The following is an 18,693-nucleotide window of genomic DNA, read 5'->3' on the forward strand; positions in this document are numbered from 1 at the left end:
CTTCATGGATGGCTAACGGGTTAGGATAGTTGAAGAGTGCTCTTTGACTTTTCTTCAACTATTGGGACAGTTTGTTGAAGAAGGATGTTTTCTGTTTTTAGAGAAATAGAATTTAAAAAAGCCATCCTCAAAAATAGGTGGCTTGTGATATTTGTCATTCTTGTTTTATAAATAAAGAATCTGCTGGCATACCCTCTGTTAATTTTCATGAACAGCAATTTTCCAATTACTTAGGAAACTTTATAAATAATAACACCACTAATCCTGAGATATATTAAAAACAGCAATAATGCAACAATGCATATCGTTCCGATTGAAGCTAAAACATTAAGGATTTTATTTGCTTTTGTACTGAACAGCTTACAAAATACAATATTAACTCCAACTCCGATAATTCCACCTAAAGTATTCCCCATAAAGTCAGTTATATCACTAGCGCCTATAGCAAAGATGAATTGCAATCCTTCAAATAACAAACTAACTCCTGCTATTACTGCAATCTTTTTCAAGAAAGACCAATTTGGTTTTAGCATACTGATATAAATTCCCAATGGGATAAATGCAAGTACATTATAGATTATTTCATTAAAATCTATTTGATTATTAACATTAGCTGAACCAGCCAAAGGGATTAAGTTGATTTCCCTAAAATCCGGCAAGCCTTGGAATGAAAATTGCATTTTAAAGACTATAATCCATGTTAATGCAAATAAATATATGGCCAACAAGCCAGCAGTTACTTTATTTTGATTGTTTTTTGATTTTTCCATATATAGATCCCCAATTCCTAATTCATTTTCAATTTATATTCTATGCTTTAACCTACTTTACACTATGCTATCATCTCCGAAAGTTTTTCGGATCCTCTACTTTATCTTGGGATATCGGTAATAACTTAAAAATAAAAGATAATGCAAAAAACCAATAAAAACCCCCACCTTTTCATTTTTAGTCTCCTCCATGAAGTGACTTGTTTATAGGATAGGAAAAACTTTTAAAATAAAAAGTGGTGTAAACATTAAATTTTTCTTAAATTTTTACTTTGGATTTATTGTTAATCTTCTTGGGGATCCGCCATTGGTAATTGTGTCTTGAAATGCGAAGTTTTGTATAAAGTTGTGATAATTTTCTTTTCAATCAAAGATTTCTACATGAGTTTTGATTAAACTTTTAGAAGACGAAGAGTCCATTCAAAAGGAAAGGAAACCATTGTGATTACTTTTATTAGCCACAGCTTGGAGTTTACAGAAAAAATTTTAATCAAACTTTATTCAAAATGAATTTTGGCATACGGCCAGAGAAATTGTAATCACGTCGATAAAGTTGTTCCGATAAGAATCGCTTTTCTTAATGAACGAACGGGGGCGTTAGCTGAAGAAGACCCGTTTGCTTTATGGTATAGTTCATTAAATTCAGTTTGTAGATTATGGGGAAATTTAGTGACAAATAAGTTGAAATATGTAATGGGATTGTTTTTTGAAGAAAGAGAAAGTACTAAACCATTCATACTGATTAGATATTTAAAGAGCTTAATTTTAATTTCATGAAAAATATATATCTTTTATTAGGAATTGGTTCAATAATGGATGGATTTGAAAGTTTTTTTAAAAAGGAAAATAAGAGGCAGATGTTATTGAATTTTGGTATTGCGTTTATTTGTTTCGTAAAACAATCCAGAACCTAAGTTAAACGACAAAAAGTAGAAATCTTGCGCTGCTTCTTTCGTCATTAGAATTTCTCCTCCTCTTTCTTTTCTTTACTAATACATTATTCTTCGATTCTAACTTTTCGCCTGTTACATACGGTAGTGTCAAAGTGTCATGATTTATAGGTCATGAATATAAAACTATCGGTACTACGCTCTATGTCATGCATGAAGATGACGAAAGGTCACTAGCTACAATGACTTTCCGCTTGCTACACTCGGTTTATACACTGACGAGCTGACCACTCGTTGTGCTGACAAGAAATTTTCAGTCCAAACAAAGGAGAGTCCGAAAATGAAAAAAGCAATCAATACACTCAGTCTCGCAATTCTTCTCACTTCAACTAGCATGATTTCTGCGTGTTCCCCACAATCATTAGAAGTTGGAGAATCAAAACCATCGACATCCACGCCCGATGTCCAAATGACGAAAGCTCCCAATAATGCAAAAGAAATAGAATCTTTTGCTGATCCGTTATTTGAGGAAAAAATGAAGGAGTACAATGTAAACGGTTCAAGTTTTGTCGTCGTCCATGATGGAAAGGTCGTCATCAATAAAGGGTACGGTTATGCAGATAAAGAAAAGAAGATTCCCGTCAATAAGGAAACGGTCTTCCAAATTGCTTCAGTCTCGAAAACTTTTACTGCCTTGGCCGTGATGCAACAAGTCGATAAAGGAAAGCTTAAACTAGATCAAGATGTACAACAATATCTCGGTGGATTGAAAATACCCAATAAAACAGGAAAACCCCTCACCCTGTTTGATATGCTGACCTATACCAGCGGCGTGGATTTTCCCGATATCACTACAATAACCGGACCCGAATACGTTAATCAAGATATCCCGATGAAGGAGTTTTTCTCTAAACATATGCCGACGGTGGTACGGCCGCCCGGTGAAGCTTATACCTATGACAACTTCGCATTTTCACTCGCAGGATATGCAGTGGAGAATGTTACGGGCTCATCTTTCTCAAGATATATGGAAAAGAATATTTTTAAACCATTAGGCATGAAGTCTACAAATGTACGTTTTACGCCTGATCTTCTCAAGAGAATGGCTACACATTACGGTCCCACTGGCGATCCTATTCCAACAAGTGGGCATGGTCTAACAGATGCACCACAAGGAAGCATTTTGTCCACTGGAGAAGACATGTCAAAGTACATGATTATGCAGCTACAGAATGGAAAGTTTGGAGGTAAAGAAATCGTAAGTAAAAGAAGCATGGATATGATGCATGCCTACCAAGTTTTCGCAGATAAGACGATTCCTATTGCGACAGTTGGATTTGAAACGTATTTCAATGATCTTGCTAACGGTCAACACGTGGCATTAAAGGGAGGGAATATGCCGGGACATTCTTCTTTGATGGTTTTGGTTCCTGAACAGAAAACCGCATTTTTCATGTCTTACAATAATGATGCCACTATGATGAGTAAAGACGTGTATGAAGAGTTTATGGATCACTACTTCCCTGCTCACAAGGTGGAGAAACCAATAAATCTCCCGTTAGAGGGAAAAGAAGCTCAAAAATACTTGGGCTTGTACCAAAACACACGGATATTTGCGATTCGTACCCACTTTACCTATGAAAATGGGGCGCTGGTCATGGAGGATGAAAAAACTGGAAGGCATGTCCTCAAAATGATCCATCCGTTGTTGTTTGAGGATTCGGAAGGAAATAAGGTTGCTTTCAAAAAAAATACGGCTGGAGAAATCGCATATTTTTATTACACCAACCCTAAAGGGGTAGGCTTTACCGCTCACTCCCAGAAAATCAACATCAAATCGCCTTTTGCTGATATCCCGCAAAATAGTAATTATAGAAGCCATATCGACAACCTTCATGCTTTAAACATCATGAATGCTAAAGCAGGCAATCTATTCGATCCGATGGGCACCATGACACAAGGAGAATTTGCTGATGCCTTGTTGCTTGCACATGGATGGAGCAATTTCCCAGATGACGCCAAAGAGGCCAAGAAGCAATTTATAACTGGTATACCAGGATATGACCATGCGACTCCGATTACCAGACAAGTCGCAGCAGCCATGATTCAAAACTTAAGGCAGATTCAGTCTGAACAAGCCAATCAAGTAAAATTGCTTGATGCTGCGGATGACTGGGCGGTCCAATCCATTCAAGCACTTGCCTCACAAGGAATCGTAGACCCTGATACTACCATCCACACCGACGGAACCTTTACCTTCCGTCCCAAGGATCTGTTACTACGTCAAGAAGCGAGTGCCTTACTCGATTTGGCTTTTGGTTATCATGCTTTGCCTATTAAGCAGAAGTAAGGATTCATCCAAACATGAGTCATAGCAAATATTTAAGGGGAGTACAATCATTCTTACAATAGGAGGAAAAGTAGCATTTCCTATAGGAGAGATACTTTTCTTTTTCGTATTCCTTCATTTTTCTATAAAACGTGTTAATCTTTTGTTCTAATTTCCATAAACATAACAGCTGTTATTTCTCCATCCTCCATTTTGAATGAGTTTCTTCTATGTTTAATCAATTCAGAAAGACTTAGTATATGATTATGGAAAAAACGCATGCTAAGCCCTCCAAATTAACTGGAGGGCTTTTTGGTAGCTTTGAAAAAAAGTCACGATGTTTTAAAAAAAATGCGATATCAATACTTGATTTTGGTCTTCCGCGTAATGAACTATCGGGGCAGGATAGCATTCCTGTAGTTAATCTATTAAACATTCTGACTTAGATACATATAAAAAGGGTTTAATAAGAACCGTGTTAAAAATAAAAAAACATACAAGGCGCTTAAAAATTTAACTAGTGTGTTGATTCAAGGAGGATTAATGTGCTTTTTTTTGAAAAACAGTTTAAATTTCTATAATTACTCAAACTACTATTATGTGACTTTAATTGTTAAGGTTGATAAACGATTTGATTATTGCGGGGAAGAAGCATTTGAAAAAAACAAGAGAAATATCGAAAAAGTTCTCCTGCTCCTACACGATATTCTCCGTTTGCGCCATTTTTATTGCTTCTTCACGGTTGTTGACGTCGAGCTTCGAGTAGAGCTTCGAGCAGTAATTGCGGACCGTTCCCTCCGATAAAAATAGCCTTGCGGCGATTGACTTGTAGCGCAGGCCGTTTGACAGATGCTCCAGAATCTCCATTTCTCGTTTCGTAAGCCCATACGGGTAGCTTTCCTTACTTGAGCCGATCTTCTCCAATTGCTCGCGTTGACGTTTCATCTCTTCGAAAACTCGCGTAGCGACCGATTGGTCGATCCAGGTTCCACCGTTATAAATAAGTTTCAAGGCTTCCTTCATCTCCCGCGGATGAATCGACTTCAGCATGTAGCCTTCCGCCCCGTGCTCCAATGCAGTTGTCGCCTGCAAGGTATCCTCAAACGTTGTCATGAGCACAATCTTCATATCAGGCCACCGTTGTTTCATCTCAAGTAAAGCCTCAAGCCCGTCCATTTCCTGCATGCGAATATCCATTAGCACGATATCGGGCTGCAATCGCTCACAATGTTCTAATGCTTCGCCCCCGTCCCCCGCCTTACCAACGACGGTGAAATCAGCATGCTGATCCAAAAGTTGCTTCAAACTGTCGGTAATGATCGCCTGGTCATCAACGATCAACAGGCGGATTGTGTCATGTACTGGCTCTGTCTGCAACAGAATATTACATATGACTAAAGTTCCTTGCCCAGACCCGGAATGAATGGACAGCGTGCCGTGAAATAGTTCAAGCCGTTCCTTCATCCCATTGAGCCCAAATCCGAATTGGGTTTCTTCCATTCCGATGCCGTTATCCTCGATCTGTAACCGGACCTGCTGACTATCGAAATGAAGCTGAACGGATATCACGTTCGCCTGGCCGTGCCGAACCGCGTTTGTAAGAGACTCTTGAAGGCAGCGATACAGACAAAAGTTTATTTTTTGCATAACGAGAGTCTCACTGCCAATCACACGAAATTTGACCGTTACACCTGTCGACTTCATAAACTTTTCGGTTAATTGCCGCAGCGATTCACTTAACGAATGGCTTAACGGAGTATGAGAAAGCTGGTGCAGATGCTTTCGGATATCATCCAGACTGTGCTGGGCAATACCGACAAGCGAATCGACTCTCTCGATCTGCGAAGCAGGTACGGAAGATCGCAGCGATTCGACACCGAAGATGTGCGAGGTAAGTGCATGGCCAATCGTGTCATGCAGCTCATGTGAAAGCCGGCTGCGTTCCTCAATCAGTGTAAGCTCCTCAATCCGCCCAATATGCTGCTCCAGCAACTGCTTCTGCTCTTGAATAATTTGGGCTTGCTTATGGGACTGAATTAATATATTAAACGCGATGCCGATGGCAAAACCCAGGGTGCAGCTAATGATAAACTCATACGGGAGACGATCAGCAATCCAACCGTTCAATGCCGGGAATGCGATTCCACAGAGGAGACCTGTCCACATATAGGTTTTTCGACTGCTCGCCAAGCCGATAATCATCACGAGTAAAACGAAAGACCAAAGCAAACCTGGTGCTGCGTAGGCCAAATAAAGATGAAAAATGCCCGCTGCCGTGACATCGACTGCAGGATACCGGTCTTCTTTCTTATAGCGGACGATTAATGGAACGAGGTAAACGAAAAAGGCAAGAGAAAGAACAATCCAAAGAGATGCATCGATTAATGAAGGGTTGATAAAATCAGCGCTTGCGATTATGATCAGCCAAAGCGTTCGTATGGCCAAAAATATCCAATCATACCAGAACCATTTTTTCATTATGGAGAACACGGATTATGTACACCTACTTGTTGTTTTTTTTTTGCAAACCAATTTCGAATGATTCAGAGCTATCATGTACCATAACTACCGATGCGTCAAGCAAAGGAGGGGGGAATGGTTTAGAAATTGGCTGTCAACACGTCACATGAGATTGTTGACAGTTTGTCATGCTATGTAATGAAGGGGTCGAGCGCGATGTCATCAAAAGTTTGGCGGTTTCATCACTGTCCGATTTAACAACTTTGGGGATAAGGTTAGGGAGTGAAGCAACACAACATTCCAAAATAATAGGAGCGATGCATTATGAAATCATTCATCATTCAAAAAGGAGCAGCACTTACCTTAACAGCTATATTGGCGGGTACAATGGTATACCCTAGTTATGGAACTGTACAAGCGGCGTGTACGCCAACCCAACATGCTATCGATAAAGCTGCCAATACCGACAATATTCCAGGCGTTATCAATACCGTAAAGAAAGGAGATTCGAGCTGGTCATATGCTTCCGGTGAAGCGAATATTGAAAGAAACCATAAGGTGGACGCCGACTCCGCTTTCCGGATAGGAAGTACAACGAAGTCGTTTGTCGCTACGGTTGCCTTGCAGCTTGCTGGCGAGAAGAAGCTAAGTCTCGATGATACGGTGGAGAAATGGCTGCCGGGGCTTGTGCAGGGCAAGGGTTACGACGGCAATAAAATTAAGATTCGTCAATTGTTAAATCATACAAGTGGAATTCCAGACTACTTGACTCCAGAACTCAAGACTAAATTACTCGATAATCCAGGCAAAAATTATACACCCGAACAGTTAATTGCCCAGGCCCTGGAGCTAGAGCCGGTAACGGGATGGGCATACTCAAACACGAATGCGGTTATTATGGGGCTCATTATCAAGAAGGTCACCGGGGAAACATATGCCGAACAGATTAAGAAGCGAATTATTGAACCGCTTCAACTTAAAGAAACGTTCCTCCCTGGTAGCTCGGTGGATATTCCGAAAAAAAATGCACGAGGCTACTTGAACAGTGGAGGTAAATTAGTAGATATTACTGTGCTTAACCCATCATTCGCTAACGCCGGCGGGGAAATGATCTCGACAGGGGAAGACTTGACGACGTTTTTCCGCGCTTTATTAGGCGGAAAGCTGTTGAAACCAGAGATACAGAAGGAAATGATGACCAGCACAGTCGACTCCCCATATGGAAAGTATGGACTTGGCATACACGGAACAAAACTGCCGGACGGTACCATCGTATGGGGACATGGCGGCGGTATTCCCGGATTCACCAACTTTGCAGGCGGAACGGAAGACGGTCAACATGTCATCTCTATAAATATCAATGTACTAGGAAATGCGGATAAACATATCAACGAAATTTTAGCGTCGGAATTCGCAAGAGAAGCCAAAAAAGAACTCAAGGGGAAGGAAAAGAAAAGCAAGCATCGGGAAGAAGTCAAATGCGTCATGGATGAGGTTATAACCAACAAAAGAGTCCCGAGTGTCGTGGCTGGAGGGCTACAGGACGGGAAACGCTGGTCCTACGCTACAGGTACAGCCAGCTACGAAGTACCACGCCCGGTGGAGCCGAACTTTTCATTCCGTATTGGAAGCATCACGAAGACGTTCACCGCATCAGTTGTATTGCAGTTGGCTGAGGAGAAACAATTGAACCTGAATGATTCGGTCGAAAAATGGCTGCCGGGTGTCATAAAGGGTAACGGGTATGACGGCAGAAAAATTACGATTCGTCAGTTATTAAACCATACAAGCGGGCTTGCAAGCTATACGGATTCGAATATGCGGGATATTACCTTGCCTCAAAATCCATTTCGTTATTATACCGTCGACGAGCTTATCAGTTTGGCCCTTGCAAAGCCACCTGTATTTGCACCAGGGGAGGGATGGAATTATTCCAACATCAATACAGTACTAGCCGGTCAAATTATTCAGAAGGTAACAGGAGATACGTATGCGGAGCAGATCAGGAAAAGGTTCATCGAACCGCTCGGGCTGACAGGGACATTCGTGATGGGGAATAGTTCCTATATTCCAGGTGAGCATGCCACAGGATATAATATGGACAAATCGGGTCATTTGTATGATTTGACAGAAGTGAATCAATCATGGGCAAATGCAGCCGGAGATATGGTTTCAACAGTCAATGATTTGACTACCTTCTTCAGTGCGCTTTTAGGTGGAAAACTTTTAAATCAAGAGATGATGGACCAGATGCTCACAGCAGTAGATTCACCTATGGGTAAAGTCGGACTAGGGATTTATGAAGGAAAAACGCCGGACGGGCAACCCTATTGGGGGCATGCCGGCGGTACTTTTGGATTTGAAACGAGAGTTGGCGGACCTATAGGCGGGAAGCATATTTTGGTAACGGCCATCAACTCGGTGGCCCCGGAAGTCTCGACGGCTCGCGATAAAATATTCAATAAGGAATTTGGCCGTTAAGTTTAAAGCCGACATCGTGCCCTTTATTCGGGCGGTGTCGGTTTTCTTGCTGAGATTTGCAGTCTGTTCATGTAAGGAAGGGGTACTGCCAACATTTCGGGAATTTTGTAAAGTAAGCAAATTTCACCTTAAAAAAAGCCGTTAAGGAATCAACCTTTTATTTTTCTTGTTGTTCCAAACGTTAAGTTGAATGGTTCTCAAAAAACAAATTATATGTTTTTGTACAATTACCAATGAGTAAAAAGAATGTTCATGTAAAGGTAGCTCTTACAAGGAACATTCATTAAATTATCGTTGTTAATTTTTGATATCTATTGGATTTCATTAAGATACTTCATTTACTAACATGTGCGTACAAAAAAGACTGATTTTTCTTATGCAACTATCGGGGCAGGATAGTTGAAGAACGAATGTGGGTTTTTATGGTAAAATTAACGTAATTATCTTCATTAAGGAGTCTATCTGCAATATAGAAAATAAATTAGGAGTTGTTTTTATGTTTGATATTACCTTGATTTTGATTATAGCTTCTGCTGGGGGAGTTATTGCTATTACCGGCTTCCTCGTTATATTAGGTCGAAGAATTTCAGAACCTAAGAAAGAACTTCAACAAAAAATCGATAAACTAGAAGAAGAGGTTCAAATATTAAAAAATCACAAGTAAAAACTAACTTTAATGAACTAACGGGTGCGTTCGTATTATAAGGTCGACCAGTAAAAATTACTGGTTGACCTTTTTTTAATAGAATCTATTATATCAGTAGCCAGGGTAGGACGTACGGGTGCGTGGGACTTGATCCCGTGAACTAAACTGTCCGCCCCCTACTTGTAGAAACATGTTTGAGGCTGGTTGGGACGCAGATCTCGTATAACAAGCGAAGCTATGACACTACATGGAGGACTAGGGGTACTGGTTAGTAAGTAGAGGAGGAAAAAACAATGAATCCAGTTGTTGGTCTGGATGTGGCAAAAGGAGAGAGCCAAGTTCAGGCATTTTTAGATCAATCTAAACCGTATGGGAAGAGCTTTTCAATGAAGCATATCAAAGAGGAGTTAGATCATTTTTTAGAATTTCTAAAAGAAATGGAAGAGGTGACAGGGCAAATGCCTATGGTCATTTTAGAATCTACAGGGCATTACCATTCTCCTGTTATTCAATACCTGGAGGAACAAGGGATTCCATATATTTTACTAAATCCGATTATTTCTTACCAGGCAAAGAAGTCCAGCTTACGGAAGGTGAAAACGGACGCTATCGATGCGTACCAGTTGTGTGTGCTGTATTACAAAGAGGATTTAGAACCTCATAAAATGAGGGGAATTCAGCTATTAGACCTTCGGAATTTGTCCAGACAACAGGAAATCGTAACGAATATGTATGTGGAAGCTAAACTTCAGTTTCACACCATTTTAGATCAAGTGTTTCCTGAATACCGAAAGGTTTTTGGGGATCTATATTCAAGGATTTCTTTATTGATATTAAAGGAATATCCCACTTCAGAGGCGGTATTAGCAGCCGGGGAAAGTAAACTAGTAGAGAGTGTTATAGAGTTCTGTCCTAGCCGATCGGGTGAATGGGCATGGGAAAAAGCAAAAAAAATAATGGACTCCGCGTCTCGAAATCCATTTCAAATAAACGTGTATCAAAGTCACGTAATCAATCTTCGTATGTATATTGAGTTGCTTTTTCATTACCAGGGACACCTCTCTGAGTTGGAAGATCGTATAGTGGCCCTGGCAAATGAACGGGAAGAATATAAGATCATCCAATCGATTCCCGGTATCGGAGAAAAAATCGCAGCCACGATTATCTCTGAAATTGGTGAAATCGATCGGTTTAATCACCCGAAAAAACTAGTTGCCTTCGCTGGGGTAGATCCAAGTGTTCACTCATCAGGTAAATTTACGGCAACCATTAATCGTATTACTAAAAGAGGTTCGAGCAGACTACGTCATTCTCTGTATCTTGCCGTACTATGTGGCATAAGAAGTTCAAGGAACAAAAAGCTTAAAGCCTTCTATGATAAGAAAAAATCAGAAGGAAAACCGGCCAAAGTGTCAATCGTTGCCTGTATGAATAAGTTGCTTCAATGGATTTACGCTTTATTAAAGAGAAAAGAAGCATTCCTAGATTTAGCCTGATTAACGGTTTTGTGAAAAAGAGAAAAATCCTTCCAAAAGGGTTTTGGAGGGTTATTTGTCATGAACAAAAAAAAATAGTATATCATAAGGGAAATGAAAATTTTAGAGAAAGATATTGACATCCTATTAGCTGGTTTAGTTCATTAAGGAATAGTATTTAGTTTACGTATCTCGATAGACTTATATATAATAGATGAAAACCATTAGGAGTTGACTTTATGCTTAATCGGATTCGAAATAAATCGATCCCCGCACAAGAAACGGTAGAAGAAGTAGATAATATCTACGCTATTTTACCTCCGCCAGGAACCATTATCGAAGAGGCAACTGATGAAGAAATGGAAAAGGCAGCTGAGCTTGAAATTAGACATATGGCTTTCATGAGGTTGCAGGAAATGAATATACAATTCGACGGTTCGTCATATAAAGAACTATTAAAAGAGTTTCAAGATTTTGAAACCGATTCGAGTAAATTTTGGAGAGGTGTAGCAAGCCGTTTATCCGTTCCGTATGAATGGCCAATCAGAATTGATTATGCAAACGGCCCTATTTATATTGGTGAACACGATTTATATGAAGAAGATAATGAAGATTGATATTAAAATCTACGCTTGGCATAGTCATGTATTAGTTATTAATGTATGTTAAATCGATTTTAGAGTGTTGACCAAAAGGGTTAATGCTCTTTTTGTTTACAAAATTAGCAGTATAGTGATGTAAGTGGATCTTTCCGTCTAGTTGAACAAACAGGTGCTTTAGCTGATCGGAGCTGCTCTTAAGGCAGCCTTTTTTTATGCAACTAACGGGGCAGGTTAGTTGCATAAGAAATTAAAGAAAACAGAGTATTATTACTTTTATAAATAACCAAAAAAACGTTTATTATAGGAGTGTTGTTTAAAATTTGAAAAATTAAAGGTGGCAAGACAATTTGAAAAAATGGGAAAATGTAGCGTTTGGTAGTTCAATTTTTATTGTACTAACTTTCCTTCCTCCGTATCTTGATAAAATTGGCTTTTCTCTTTGGCTTAAATCAGTATGTATATTTACTGTACTTTTTGGTGTTCTTTTTATTGTATCTAAAATCAAATTCCTTCAGAAATCGGTAACAAGAAAAGTAGGCTGGTCGACTTTGATTACAGTATTTATTTTTTTAGCTGTTTTGGCTAATTTAATCGACTAACAGGCGCTGTACTTCAATGCCAGAAGCTGAACAGTAGCTCTTTTCTTATAGAACTAAAGGGGCAGGATAGTTTACTAAAAATGTTATTATTAATTAAGTTAATAAAATAGTTATAAATCAAATGAGTGGGAGTAAAAAATGGCAGAAATATGGATTAAAGAAGAAAGAGTTTCAAAGAAGCTTTTAGATGATTTGGGACATTATATAAGTTTAGATGGGGAACTAGATATTGCCTATTTTATTGCTGTTGACGGAGAAGATTATGTAGAAGAAAATAAAAACTTTTTACTGGACTTCTTACTTTTCCAAAACAAGTATCCTCTATTTATTTCCTTCATTGTTTATGAGGATCAGACTGACGAATATATTACTTTCTTAAAAGAAAATAAATTTGATTTTACGTTAAACTACCTTGAAGAAAAAAGAACTTATTATGATTTCCTTGGGAAACACCTATATCATCCACCTTGCTTTACTGCGAAGATAGAAGATTCAAATTCTTTAGCTCTTATATTAAATGAAACTTTTTGGTTACCAGCTCAGAATGAATTTTACTCAATTTCCTTTTCCGATAATTTAATGTTCGAATTAGGGGAGGTTATTGAATGGGGAAGAAAAAGAAAACGGTCGATTCCAATTTTCAAAACAATGGGAGAAACTACATTTATCACTATTTTTCACGATGGAGCAGGGTGTTACTTGTTTTCAAACGATGAGAAATATTTCACCCTAGATAAATTCATTTCTAATTTACCAAGAGGAACAGTGATTACACAAATAAACGATACTTTGGTAAATGGAGATATTCTTGAAGAAGATTAATGCTTATTAAGGTAAAGGGTGCGTTAGCTGAAGATCGGAGCTGTCTTTAAGGCAGCTTTTTTCTTATGGAACTAACGGGGCAGGATAGTTCAATAAGGAATGATATTATTAACCTATCGAGGAACTTATTTTAAGGAGGAAAACATGAGCTTGGACCATGAGTTTTTCCTTATTTCCAAGACAACTATTGTTCAATTGAAAAAGCATCAGTAAAAGTGGATAGGGCACATTTGCTGATGCTTGATTTCAAAAGAAGATATTTCAGAATCCGAATATATAACAAACGTGAACTAATCTATCTTAGCAATCTCTTCAAACTCTTTGCCTAAATATTTATACCTCACCGATATTGAATGAACTTCAACACTATGTTTTATAGACAGCGCATAGACAGAAACAATTTCTTCTTTATTTTTATTCACTACTTTTTCAGGCTCAATTGCTATTGAGTCATAATCTATAAACTCATATCCTGGATTATCGAAAGTATCTGTAATAGCAAATCCTTTACCAGTTTTATTTACTTGAAGCTTAACTTTATTGGGTTTTTGAGTACCGTTAACATGAATATCGAGTAATTGAATATCACGAAATCCCGTGTTTTCTAAAGTGACTAATATGACCTTTTTATCTTCTCCTGTTCCTAATAAATTCGCTTCAAGATTTGGTTGAGCAAGTACTAAATAAAGCGCAATACCTATAATAACTATAATCCCAAACAAAAACCCAATTTTTTTCACTACGGAACCTCCCATCGTCTGAACCTTATCGTAAATATTGAATCCCGAAACATATTTTAATAATTGAACACCCTTACATATATTGTATATCAAAGGCCAAGCACCAACAAAGCTGTGGCTTGAAATAAAGTTTAATAATTTATATATGCAATCTTTATTTCAAATTAACAACAATATATTTGAATCAAAATAAAATCCCTTACATAACCATTGGTCCTGAATGTCAATGGCTAATAGTTGAGTATAGAATCAATCCTTACGGTGCTCTAGCTGAATAAGAGCTGTCTTTAAGGCAGCTTTTTCTTTATGAAACAAACGGGGCAGGATAGTTGAAAAGTGCTGTTTGATCTTTGTTCAACAATTGGGCCAGATTCTTGAGGATTTCTTTCAAAGGGGAGCGTTTAGTTATGTTAAAATATTGCAAGTGAAATACAGAGACAAGAAGGGAGGGTGCAAACATGGATAACGAATCAAATGTAGATAAATTGGAATTAATAAAGTCCTTTCAATCGACAATTAGAAAACTTGAAAACTCCTTGGATACGATGACTAAAAAAGGCGCAAATACTACGTTAGTAAAGAAACGACTCAAAGCTAATTATATCGGCTTGGCCATAATAGAAAACGTTTGGAATCAAAGACCCCATCAATACACCCAGGAAGATTTAGTAGGAGCTCGCAATGTTCTTACTGGTTTACTTCCATCAATTGAGAACAGTTATGCCAAGTTAAAGGCGGGTAGTAGTCCCCAAAGAACGCTTTTGGAACGAAGAATTAAAGCGTTGGAACTGGCTGTTCAAGCGATTGACGAACTTTCCAATGAATAACTGATCTAGCTAAAAGAAACTATCAACTTTAATTGTAAAGATTAAGTTATTTTAGGATTGAAAACACAATTTTGTTATTCAAGATAAGGGCGATTCTTTAATAAGAATAGATTTTCTTAATGAACTACGGGTGCGTTAGCTGAAGATCGAAGCTGTCTTTAAGGCAGCTTTTTCCTTATGGAACTAACGGGGCAGGTTAGTTCAACAAATAACTCAAGAACTATGATTATAATGTGGCTTGATTCATACTAATATCTAGAGATTCCAAATATTAGTATGATACAGTAAATATAAGGAATTTATAGATATCATAACGAGGTGGGACGAGAAATGATAAAAGGTCTTTATGAGGCACATTTACCTGTAAGTAATCTTGAAAACTCAATAAAATTTTATAAAAAGTTAGATCTAGAAATTGCATATCAAAATGATAAATTAGCTTTCTTCTGGATTGAGAAAGGTAAAAGTTGGCTTGGTCTATGGGAAACAAACCAGGTAGAAATTCCATACCATCCTTCAATACGACATGTAGCCTTACAAATAGATATAGAGGATATGACATCAGCAAAAGATTGGTTAAATAGTAAAGGAATTGAAATTCGTACAGCCTTTGATTTAACTGAAGAACAACAACCTTTAGTTCTTGATAACAATCCACAAGCTCACGCAGCTATTTATTTTAATGACCCAGACGGAAATTCTCTTGAATTGATTGCTCCTTTAAGATTGGACTTTGAGGAATCCTTTGGAGAGATGTCATTAGAGGATTGGTATAGACGAAATGCTGATCACAACTAATTCCGTTCTGCTACAGTAAAAGATTTTTGAATTTAAAAAGGGGATTGCTGTGGCAATCCTTTTCTTTAGTGAACTAACGGGTGCTTTAGCTTAAGATCGGGGCTGTCTTTAAGACAGCTTTTTCTTATGGAACTAAAGGGGCAGATTAGTTGTATAAGACATGTGACTATCTATAATTGGTAATATATCATAATTATAGAGGGGTTGAGAACTTGATAGAAGGAATATTTGAAGCACACTTGCCTGTAAAAAATTTAGATGTTTCAGTGGAGTTTTATAAAAAGCTGGGTTTGGAACTTGCATGGAGTGATGAAGAAACTGCTTTTTTTTGGATTCAAAAAGGAAAAAGTTGGTTAGGTTTGTGGGAGGGAAATGAGTATCAAACGCCATACCATCCTTCCTTACGACATATTGCTTTTCGAGTTTCATATGAAAATTTAAAAGAATCTTTAAAATGGTTAGATTCCATTCAAGTTAAAGTCGTGCCCTTTGGTGGTAGAAAATCTATTGAGCCATTTATTCGACCATCTCAAGAAAATGGTTCCGTTTACTTTGAAGACCCTGATGGTAACAGTTTGGAAATGATGTGTTCTGTTGAAGTTCCTAATGCTTTAAAACATATTACTGATAAGCTGTCTATTGAAGATTGGGAGGAATTAGCTAAAAGTGAATTAACAAAAGAGAAAGCATAATTATTTATTTTTCTTAATCAACTAACGGGTGCGTTAGCTGAAGATCGGAGCTGTCTTTAAGGCAGCTTTTTCTTATGGCACTAAAGGGGCAGGTTAGTTGCATAAGGGTTCAATATAGAGGTTATTCAAAATAGACAAAGAATACTAAGGATATAAGTATTTTAGCTTGGGGGATTTATATGTCATTTGAACAATGTCATAGTATTACTTCTTTAATGTAAGGATTTAATAAAACGTGGTTCATTGCAGGTGGTTGGGCAATTGACCTTTTTATCGGTAGAGAAACAAGACAACATCAAGATATTGAGATTGCCCTATTTCGAAAAGACCAATTAAACCTAAAGGAATATCTAAAAGAATGGGACTTTAAAAAGGTTATTAAAGGTAAATTCTATGCTTGGGAAAATGAGTTTTTAGAGTTACCTATTCATGAAGTACACGCTTTAAATAAGTCAAATGGAGATAAATTAGAGGTACTTCTAAATGAAACAAAGGATGATGACTGGAAGTTCAGAAGGGATTTAACGATCTCCTATCCACTTAAGTCAGTTTGGAGTTATTCGGATACCGGGATTCCTTATCTAAATCCAGAAATTGTACTTTTATATAAAGTGAAAAACACAAGAGAAAAAGACGACCAAGACTTTATGGCGATATTAGACAATCTAGATGATGAGAGGAAAAAACGGCTTAAGTATGCCATACAATTGCACGAACCAGAACATAAATGGCTTCAATTCTTAACATAACTTATTGATGAAGAGCTTAAAGAGGAAAAAGCGAATATTAGGTTTAATTCTTATAATGGACAGGGGGAGAGGGATGGATAATTTATTACAAGATATCATAAATTGGGTCAGAATGACTGATGAACAGATTGTTATTGGCATTTCAGGACATGGTGCTGCTGGAAAAACGACGTTTGCCAATAGGCTTGCAATCCTACTAAATCAAAATGGAGTGAATTATATTAATACAGATCCATATATTGTTAGTTCGAACATACGAAAGCATGCAGTTATCGACTATACATATCAAAACGAAAATCATCGTTATAAAATGACGGCTTGCCATCCATCAGCTCATCATTTGCATTCTTTAGAAAGAGATGTTCGGATGGTTAGAGATGGTTTAGATTTATATACAATAGATACGCATTATATGAAAAGTGAGTTAATTTCTTCGAAAAACAAAGTAACGATTGTAGAAGGAATGAGTGTCGCATTTATTAATCCAGATTTATTTGATTTAAAAATTTACTTCTATACAGATGGTGAAACGGAATTAATGAGAAGGTCGAGCCGTGATATTGTTGAGAGAGGAACCAATATCAATTATTTAAGGCAGTCTCATGAAGAACGTCGGACTCAGTACGAAGTATTTATGCAACCATACAGTCAGCGTTTTGATATTATTATCAAAACTTTTGATGAAGCAATATGTCTTGAAAAAAATACATTTGAATTTAAATGCAAATAATCAACTATTTGTTGTGTTTAGAACGGGTGCGTTAGCTGAAGATCGGAGCTGTCTTTAAAGCAGCTTTTTCTTTATAGAACTAACGGGGCAGCATTCCTGTAATAACTGAAAATGAGGTTTGAACGAAAAAAGACCTCCTGATAAGGAATGTGCCCTAAGCTGGCCAGCTAAAAAAGGACAAACATCTATATGGAAGTCTCACCAAGAATTATAACTAAAATCATAAAACCACTCAAATTACTTCTGAAACCTACGGAGTTACATTGCCAAGCACATCATGTAGAAAGAGCACAAGATTTTAGAGGGTTGGAAAATTTTGTTTCTACAATTAATTGGAGGATTAGAAGAAGGAAAGCTATGTATAATTAGAGATGTAAGTTTATGCTTTTTATGTAATAATTATTTTGTAGTAATGTAAAGTTAAAATTCTTACATAGTGAAGGTGGGGATCATAGTGGCAATGGGAACGCATACTGTAGTAGTTCCAGTAGATGTACAAGCAGTTTGGGATTATGTCAGTGATCTCGAAAAATGGGCAACGACAGTACCAGCCTATAAAGAACATGAAATCATAAATGACAAGCAATCTATTTGGACATTTGAAGGTAGTGTGAAAGGTATTAAAAAAACAATACAAGCGCAGGTAGATATTACCGAATGGAATGAACCTTCAAACATCAAGTTTGAACTAAAAGGTTTATCAGATAATTTTACAGGAAGCGGTCACTTCACTGCAGAAGATGTTAATGGTAAAACAATAATGACTTGTACGGTGGAAATCCATGCAGGCGGATTATCTGGTGCGGTGTTAACACCAATTATTAAATGGGCTGTTCCAAAAGTAGCATCTCGTTTAACAGAATCTATCGCACGTAAAATTGCAGTATTCTCATAGTTTTCAAAGATTGAAAGCCAATTCATTTTGGTGATACCTTCTCTGAAGTATAGATGGTAAGATTCTGAAGTAACCAATATAATGATGAGCTCTACTAGAAATTTTATAATTAGCGGAAAGGGGGCTGTCCAAAAAGGATGGCCTCTTTATTTTCAATATTCCAGAATAGCTTTTCTTAATGAACCAAC

The 18,693-nt window shown here is 37.6% G+C and carries 15 protein-coding genes and 2 pseudogenes; 13 read left to right on the plus strand and 4 right to left on the minus strand.

Annotated features, from left to right (window positions below; translation table 11 throughout):
- Positions 1-230 precede the first annotated feature (230 nt).
- Both J7I90_RS10990 and J7I90_RS28130 read right to left on the minus strand, forming a co-directional pair.
- Positions 231-770 (minus strand): VanZ family protein, encoded by a 540-nt coding sequence (locus J7I90_RS10990; protein ID WP_214771502.1) that lies wholly within the window; start codon positions 768-770, stop codon positions 231-233.
- Between the two features lie 91 nt (positions 771-861).
- A pseudogene (locus tag J7I90_RS28130) lies at positions 862-946 on the minus strand (carboxypeptidase); the annotation flags it as partial.
- 1,054 nt (positions 947-2,000) lie between these two features.
- On the opposite strand from J7I90_RS28130, the gene J7I90_RS10995 reads away from it, so the two are divergent.
- Positions 2,001-4,010, plus strand: a complete 2,010-nt coding sequence (locus tag J7I90_RS10995) for a serine hydrolase domain-containing protein (protein ID WP_214771504.1) — start codon at positions 2,001-2,003, stop codon at positions 4,008-4,010.
- Positions 4,011-4,685: 675 nt separating this feature from the next.
- Here J7I90_RS10995 and J7I90_RS11000 read toward each other — a convergent pair.
- Positions 4,686-6,479, minus strand: a complete 1,794-nt coding sequence (locus tag J7I90_RS11000; protein WP_214771507.1) for a helix-turn-helix transcriptional regulator — start codon at positions 6,477-6,479, stop codon at positions 4,686-4,688.
- Between the two features lie 294 nt (positions 6,480-6,773).
- On the opposite strand from J7I90_RS11000, the gene J7I90_RS11005 reads away from it, so the two are divergent.
- The 6 genes from J7I90_RS11005 (at position 6,774) to J7I90_RS11030 (ending at position 13,074) form a co-directional block, all read left to right on the plus strand.
- Positions 6,774-8,930 (plus strand): serine hydrolase domain-containing protein, encoded by a 2,157-nt coding sequence (locus J7I90_RS11005; protein WP_214771511.1) that lies wholly within the window; start codon positions 6,774-6,776, stop codon positions 8,928-8,930.
- Positions 8,931-9,426: 496 nt separating this feature from the next.
- Positions 9,427-9,594: a hypothetical protein gene (locus J7I90_RS11010; RefSeq protein ID WP_214771514.1), complete on the plus strand. Its 168-nt coding sequence runs from the start codon at positions 9,427-9,429 to the stop codon at positions 9,592-9,594.
- Positions 9,595-9,869: 275 nt separating this feature from the next.
- Positions 9,870-11,072 (plus strand): IS110 family RNA-guided transposase, encoded by a 1,203-nt coding sequence (locus tag J7I90_RS11015; protein WP_214771517.1) that lies wholly within the window; start codon positions 9,870-9,872, stop codon positions 11,070-11,072.
- A 218-nt stretch (positions 11,073-11,290) separates the two neighbouring features.
- Positions 11,291-11,668 (plus strand): hypothetical protein, encoded by a 378-nt coding sequence (locus J7I90_RS11020; RefSeq protein ID WP_214771520.1) that lies wholly within the window; start codon positions 11,291-11,293, stop codon positions 11,666-11,668.
- A gap of 332 nt (positions 11,669-12,000) precedes the next feature.
- On the plus strand, positions 12,001-12,252 hold the full coding sequence (locus tag J7I90_RS11025) for a hypothetical protein (protein WP_214771523.1): 252 nt from the start codon (positions 12,001-12,003) through the stop codon (positions 12,250-12,252).
- Positions 12,253-12,390: 138 nt separating this feature from the next.
- The gene (locus tag J7I90_RS11030; RefSeq protein WP_214771525.1) at positions 12,391-13,074 is read left to right on the plus strand and encodes a hypothetical protein; all 684 of its coding nucleotides are present in this window, start codon (positions 12,391-12,393) and stop codon (positions 13,072-13,074) included.
- A gap of 290 nt (positions 13,075-13,364) precedes the next feature.
- On the opposite strand, the gene J7I90_RS11035 is transcribed toward J7I90_RS11030, so the two are convergent.
- Positions 13,365-13,814, minus strand: coding sequence for a hypothetical protein (locus J7I90_RS11035; RefSeq protein ID WP_214771527.1), 450 nt, complete (start codon positions 13,812-13,814; stop codon positions 13,365-13,367).
- 458 nt (positions 13,815-14,272) lie between these two features.
- Here J7I90_RS11035 and J7I90_RS11040 point away from each other — a divergent pair, with 458 nt between their 5' ends.
- From J7I90_RS11040 to J7I90_RS11065, 6 genes and pseudogenes are all read left to right on the plus strand, one after another.
- Positions 14,273-14,641, plus strand: a complete 369-nt coding sequence (locus J7I90_RS11040) for a hypothetical protein (RefSeq protein WP_214771530.1) — start codon at positions 14,273-14,275, stop codon at positions 14,639-14,641.
- 330 nt (positions 14,642-14,971) lie between these two features.
- Complete coding sequence (locus J7I90_RS11045) at positions 14,972-15,439, plus strand: VOC family protein (protein WP_214771532.1); 468 nt, start codon at positions 14,972-14,974, stop codon at positions 15,437-15,439.
- A 212-nt stretch (positions 15,440-15,651) separates the two neighbouring features.
- On the plus strand, positions 15,652-16,131 hold the full coding sequence (locus J7I90_RS11050) for a VOC family protein (RefSeq protein ID WP_098936073.1): 480 nt from the start codon (positions 15,652-15,654) through the stop codon (positions 16,129-16,131).
- 239 nt (positions 16,132-16,370) lie between these two features.
- Positions 16,371-16,880: pseudogene (locus J7I90_RS11055) on the plus strand (nucleotidyltransferase domain-containing protein); the annotation flags it as partial.
- A 73-nt stretch (positions 16,881-16,953) separates the two neighbouring features.
- Positions 16,954-17,610 (plus strand): uridine kinase family protein, encoded by a 657-nt coding sequence (locus J7I90_RS11060; RefSeq protein WP_214771534.1) that lies wholly within the window; start codon positions 16,954-16,956, stop codon positions 17,608-17,610.
- A 460-nt stretch (positions 17,611-18,070) separates the two neighbouring features.
- Positions 18,071-18,505 carry an SRPBCC family protein gene (locus J7I90_RS11065; protein ID WP_225989259.1) on the plus strand — a complete coding sequence of 145 codons (435 nt, stop codon included), beginning with the start codon at positions 18,071-18,073 and terminating at the stop codon, positions 18,503-18,505.
- Positions 18,506-18,693: the final 188 nt, after the last annotated feature.

The sequence above is a fragment of the Bacillus sp. ISL-57 genome (assembly GCF_018613135.1).
In the GTDB taxonomy this organism is placed as follows: Bacteria; Bacillota; Bacilli; order Bacillales; family DSM-1321; genus Peribacillus; species Peribacillus frigoritolerans.